The sequence below is a fragment of the Pseudomonas sp. genome (assembly GCF_050739995.1).
Taxonomy (GTDB): Bacteria; Pseudomonadota; Gammaproteobacteria; order Pseudomonadales; family Pseudomonadaceae; genus Aquipseudomonas.
Genome location: NZ_JBOICG010000352.1, coordinates 1 through 5,809, shown reverse-complemented (window position 1 = coordinate 5,809; position 5,809 = coordinate 1). Strand labels below are relative to the sequence as shown.

Here is a 5,809-nt window from a genome sequence, read left to right as displayed (position 1 = left end):
GGCAGTTGAACAGTATTTACCGATCATCGGATCCCGCAACGGCGCTGCTTGCGCTACAATCCGCGCCGATTTCGACTTGCCTGAGAGCCCATTCCAATGTCCGTCTGCCAGACTCCTATCATCGTCGCCCTGGATTACCCCACTCGTGACGCCGCACTGAAGCTGGCTGACCAGTTGGACCCGAAGCTTTGCCGGGTCAAGGTCGGCAAGGAACTGTTCACCAGTTGCGCCGCAGAAATTGTCGGCACACTGCGTGACAAAGGCTTCGAAGTGTTCCTCGACCTGAAATTCCACGATATTCCCAACACCACCGCCATGGCGGTGAAAGCCGCGGCGGAAATGGGCGTATGGATGGTCAATGTGCACTGCTCCGGCGGTCTACGCATGATGAGTGCCTGCCGTGAAGTGCTGGAACAGCGCAGCGGCCCCAAACCGCTGTTGATCGGTGTGACCGTGCTGACCAGCATGGAGCGCGAAGACCTGGCCGGCATCGGCCTGGATATCGAGCCTCAGGAGCAGGTGCTGCGCCTGGCGGCCTTGGCGCAGAAGGCCGGCCTGGATGGTCTGGTCTGCTCGGCGCTGGAAGCCCAGGCCCTGAAGACCGCGCACCCATCGCTGCAACTGGTGACCCCGGGTATTCGCCCGGCGGGCAGTGCCCAGGATGACCAGCGCCGTATCCTGACCCCCCGTCAGGCCCTGGATGCGGGTTCGGACTACCTGGTGATCGGTCGCCCGATCAGCCAGGCGGCTGATCCGGCGAAGGCGCTGGCAGCTGTGGTCGCCGAGATCGCCTGATACCAGAGCTAAACACAGCTTTGAATGTGGGAGGGGGCAAGCCCCCTTCCACATTTAGATCTATGTAGCGTCAGCTGACTTTCAGCACCAATTTCCCAAAGTTCTCACCGTTGAACAGCTTCATCAGCGTCTCCGGGAACGTCTCCAGTCCCTCCACGATATCTTCTTTGCTCTTGAGCTTGCCCTGGGCCATCCAGCCAGCCATTTCCTGTCCGGCCTTGGCAAAGTTGGCCGCGTGGTCCATCACCACAAAGCCTTCCATGCGTGCGCGATTGACCAGCAGCGACAAATAGTTGGCTGGGCCTTTCACGGCCTCTTTGTTGTTGTACTGGCTGATTGCACCGCAGATCACCACACGTGCCTTCAATGCCAAGCGGCTGAGCACCGCGTCGAGAATATCGCCGCCGACGTTATCGAAGTACACGTCCACACCTTTGGGACACTCGCGCTTGAGGGCGGCGGGTACGTCTTCGTTCTTGTAGTCGATGGCCGCGTCGAAACCCAATTCATCCACCAGGAATTTGCACTTGTCGGCCCCACCGGCAATGCCCACCACGCGGCAGCCTTTGAGTTTGGCAATCTGCCCGGCAATGCTGCCCACCGCTCCAGCGGCGCCAGAGATCACCACGGTTTCGCCAGCCTTGGGCGCACCAGTGTCCAGTAGCGCGAAGTAGGCGGTCATCCCGGTCATGCCGAGGGCCGACAGGTAGCGGGGCAGGGGAGCCAGCTTGGGATCGACTTTGTAGAAACCACGCGGTTCGCCGAGGAAGTAATCCTGCACTCCCAAGGCGCCATTTACGTAGTCCCCTACCGCGAAATTCGGATTGTTAGATGCAATCACCTTGCCCACGCCCAGTGCGCGCATCACCTCACCGATGCCGACCGGCGGAATGTAGGACTTGCCTTCATTCATCCAGCCACGCATCGCCGGGTCCAGGGATAGATATTCATTGCGCACCAGCACTTGGCCATCCCCAGGCGTACCTACCGGCACTTCCTGATAGGTAAAGGTCTCCCGCGTGGCCGCCCCGACTGGACGTTTGGCGAGCAGGAATTGGCGGTTGGTCTGGGCAGTCATGGCAAGGACTCTTTAGAAGTGAATCTTGAGTGATAGACCCTTGAGGGCCAGTGAGCAAGGTTGTCCGAACGACGCGAATGCCCGGCGATAGGCCTGGCTGATAGTGAGTCTGGGCGCTTTATCACTGTGATTCATGCAGCGCCAACCGGCCTTCTGATAGTGCTGACGTGCTGCCCATGGCGTTGGCTAGACTCGACCCACGGCTATTTCTTCCAAAGGACATCCCCCATGAGCATGACGTTTTCCGGCCAGGTCGCCCTGGTGACCGGCGCCGCTGCCGGTATTGGTCGCGCCACCGCGCTGGCGTTCGCCGCCGAAGGCCTGAAAGTAGTGGTCGCGGACCTCGACGTGGGCGGCGGTGAGGGTACCGTTGCGTTGATCCGCCAAGCCGGTGGCGAGGCGCTGTTCGTGCGTTGCAACGTCACTCTGGAAGCCGATGTGCAGGCGTTGATGGCGCAGACCGTCGCTGCCTATGGTCGTCTGGATTATGCCTTTAATAACGCCGGGATCGAGATCGAGAAGGGCAAGCTGGCGGATGGCAGCCTGGATGAGTTCGACGCCATCATGGGTGTCAACGTCAAGGGTGTGTGGCTGTGCATGAAGCACCAATTACCGTTGCTGCTGGCCCAGGGCGGCGGAGCGATCGTCAACACCGCCTCGGTCGCGGGGTTGGGAGCGGCGCCGAAGATGAGCATTTATGCCGCGTCCAAGCATGCGGTCATCGGTCTGACCAAGTCGGCTGCAATCGAATACGCGAAAAAGAAAATCCGCGTCAACGCGGTGTGCCCGGCCGTGATCGATACCGACATGTTCCGTCGCGCCTACGAAGCGGACCCCCGCAAGGCAGAATTTGCCGCCGCCATGCATCCGGTCGGGCGTATTGGCAAGGTCGAGGAAATCGCCAGCGCGGTGTTGTACCTGTGCAGTGACGGCGCTGCGTTCACCACGGGCCAGGCGTTGGCCGTAGACGGTGGCGCAACTGCAATCTAGGAATCCACGCCGGTCTCCATTCGAAAAGTTTTGCTGGGGTGTGAGGTTTTTCCGGAGCTGGCAAATGGCCTGGATTGAATGTGTGTCACAAGGTAAATAAGTCAATAAAATCAATACTTTAATAAAAATGCGTGACGAGGCGTAGAGGGCTTCTGTGCTTAACTGTTTTGGTTGAATAACAGACAGTTGGAGTGAGTGGCGCATGGATTTAGGGATCGATCGACAAGCCCTTGTACCGGTGGTGCAGCAAATCGTCAGTGCGGTGACGGAATGGATTCGCAAGGGCGGGATGACGCCCGGAACTCGTCTGCCCTCCATCCGCCAGTTGGCCCTCGATAATCTGCTGAGTCAGTCCAACGTGGTTGAAGCGTTCGATCGGTTGGTGGCCCAGGGGGTGTTGGCCTCGAAGCAGGGCTCGGGGTTTGTAGTGGCCCAGCCTCCAACATCCCATGAAAACCATTGGTATGAAGGTGCTGAGCAGGGCTGGGCCGCCTTCACGGATGGCCCGTTGGGTGAGTTGAAACTGGGGTGTGGCTGGTTGCCGGACACCTGGCGCGAAAGCGATGACATCAGCTATGCGGTACGCGAGGTCAGCCGTACCGACACCCAGGGCCTGTTCAGCTACAGCCCGCCCCTGGGGCTGCTGGCGCTGCGTGAGCAACTGTTCAAGCGGCTGACTCGCATCAAGATTGCCACTAGCCTCGACCGTATCCTGACCACCAATGGTGCCAGCCATGCCCAGGACTTGCTCATCCGTACCTTGTTGAAGGCCGGCGATACGGTGGTGGTCGAGACGCCGGGCTATGGCAACCTCTATCGTCAGCTGGCATTCCATGGTGTCATGCTGCTGCAGGTGCCGCGCACCCATGGCGGCCCGGATATCCCGGCACTCGAAGCGCTGCTGCGCAACCATCGGCCCAAATGCCTGTTCATCAACAGCCTGTATCACAACCCCACCGGCACCAGCCTGTGTCAGGGCGTTGCCGAGCGTTTGCTGGAATTGGCGCACAGCGAGGATTTTCTGATCATCGAGGAAGATATCTTCGGTGACTTGCAGCACGCCAACTGCACGCGGCTAGCAGCACTGCCCCACGATGACCGGGTGATCTACGTTTCAAGCTTCTCCAAGACCCTGAGCAGCGCCCTGCGAGTGGGCTACCTCAGTGCCAGCACTGCGGTCATCGCACAATTGGCCAGCCTCAAGACCCTGACGGGCATCGGCACTTCGCGTTTTGCCGAAGCGGTGGTTGCCACGCTGTTGGCCAACGGTACGTATCGCAAGTGGGTGCAACGTCTGCGCAAGCGCCTGAATACACAGATGGCCGACACCTTGCAGGTATTGGAAGACGAAGAATGGCAGGTGTTTGCCGTGCCGTCCGGCGGTATGTTCCTGTGGGCACGGCCGGGCGCGACGGATCATTCCCGTCTGCAGGCGTGCGCACGCCGACTCAGCGTACTGCTGTCGCCGGGAGCGTTGTTCAACCCAGGCGGTGAACATAGTGATTGGCTGCGGATCAATGTGGCCTATGCTGCTGATCAACGCGCACTGGCATTGTTCCGTGCCATGGGCCCTGCCAGATCGACCTCGACCATCCTGAAAACGACGGGCATGTAGCTTTTTGCCATTATTCCGGCGCCAGCATCTTGTATCAGTGGCGCACGGTTGCGAATCTCGCTGCATGGAAACCACGCTTGATGGCATCTGCCATTGCAAGAGGACTCAAGTGCAATGATTTCGGCCGTGCAACGACGTTTCGCCAACCTCGGTATGGCGAAAAAACTGGGCTTGGGTTTCACCTTGGTGCTATTGCTGACCGCGATCGTGGCGGCAATTGGCGTGTGGTCCCTGCAAACCGTTGGCCAGCGTTTCGAGGGCCTCAAGGCAATGTCTTCGCTCAACAGCGGCTTGCTCAAGGTGCGCCTGATCGAGCAGGACTACGCGTTGCATGCCGACCACAAGGCGGTCGATGCCCTGCATGCAAGCGTCGACGCCTTGGCGGCCTTGGCCGCGGGCCTCAAGGCAGGGGATGCCGCCAATGTACCGGTAATGACCGAGGTCGAGCAGGCGCTGGCCGCGTATCGCAAGGCGTTTGACGAGTTTGTCGAGTTGAATCAGACCAAGGACCTGGCCCTGGAAATGGCCAGTTGGTCGGTCTCCAGTGTCGCCAACAACCTCGACGTGTTGCAGGCCGGTCTGGCAGACGACGGTGCCTATGGCCTCAAGGAAAGCCAGGGCAAGGAGGGCGCCGAGTTTATCGAACAGGCAGGGCAGGTCAGCCAGGTGTCCAAGTTGATGTTGCAAGCCATGAACGAAGCGCGGGTGCGCCTGGACCAGAGCCGCAAGGCCGATGCCGACACTGCCGAGCAAGGCAAGATCGAACAGGCGGACCAGGCTCTGGCTCAGGTCGAACAGCTGAAAACGTCAGTCAAGGACGCGGGTTATCAGACCGTGCTCAACGAAGTCTCCGGACATATCGCCTCGTTCAGCGAAAAGCTCGGCGAATACACGGGTCTGCTGGCCCAGGAAAAGCGGGTCTATCAGCAGTTGCATGACAGGGCTGATCAAGTGGTTAGCCGGGTCAACCAGGCCTATTCCGTCGAAGACCAGTCGATGCAAGAGCAATTGAAGAAAAGCACACTGCTGATTATCGGTTCTTCGGCCTTGGCGTTGTTGGTGGGGTTGATTGCGGCCTGGGTCATTACGCGCCTGATTGTAACCCCGCTTCGCAGCGCGATTGCCGTGGCCCAGCAGATTGCCTCGGGTGACCTGAGTGGGCGCATGGAGGTCAGTCGCCGTGATGAAATCGGTCAACTGATGTTGGCCATGCAGCAGATGGGCAATGGCTTGAGTCAGATGGTCAGCGGGCTGCAGGCGGGTATAGAGCAATTGGCTTCTTCGGCGCAATCGCTGTCCAGCGTGACGGAGCAGACCAACGTCGAGGTCAG

General features: G+C 59.7%; 5 protein-coding genes. 4 read left to right on the top strand and 1 reads right to left on the bottom strand.

The genetic code is table 11. From position 1 onward, the window contains the following. Window positions 1–96 precede the first annotated feature (96 nt). A complete protein-coding gene (gene pyrF, locus ACRESD_RS11790; RefSeq protein ID WP_010211681.1) occupies window positions 97–795 on the top strand; it encodes an orotidine-5'-phosphate decarboxylase in 699 nt (232 codons plus the stop codon). Between the two features lie 70 nt (window positions 796–865). Here the strand turns inward: pyrF and ACRESD_RS11785 are convergent, their stop codons facing one another. Continuing rightward, window positions 866–1,873 carry an NADP-dependent oxidoreductase gene (locus tag ACRESD_RS11785; RefSeq protein ID WP_431751059.1) on the bottom strand — a complete coding sequence of 336 codons (1,008 nt, stop codon included), beginning with the start codon at window positions 1,871–1,873 and terminating at the stop codon, window positions 866–868. Between the two features lie 228 nt (window positions 1,874–2,101). Between ACRESD_RS11785 and ACRESD_RS11780 the strand changes: the two genes are divergently transcribed. The 3 genes from ACRESD_RS11780 to ACRESD_RS11770 form a co-directional block, all read left to right on the top strand. Further along, complete coding sequence (locus tag ACRESD_RS11780) at window positions 2,102–2,863, top strand: SDR family oxidoreductase (RefSeq protein WP_431751058.1); 762 nt, start codon at window positions 2,102–2,104, stop codon at window positions 2,861–2,863. A 202-nt stretch (window positions 2,864–3,065) separates the two neighbouring features. Next, window positions 3,066–4,478 carry a PLP-dependent aminotransferase family protein gene (locus ACRESD_RS11775; protein WP_431751057.1) on the top strand — a complete coding sequence of 471 codons (1,413 nt, stop codon included), beginning with the start codon at window positions 3,066–3,068 and terminating at the stop codon, window positions 4,476–4,478. 114 nt (window positions 4,479–4,592) lie between these two features. Next, a partial coding sequence (locus tag ACRESD_RS11770; protein WP_431751056.1) for a HAMP domain-containing protein occupies window positions 4,593–5,809 on the top strand: 1,217 nt, incomplete at its 3' end.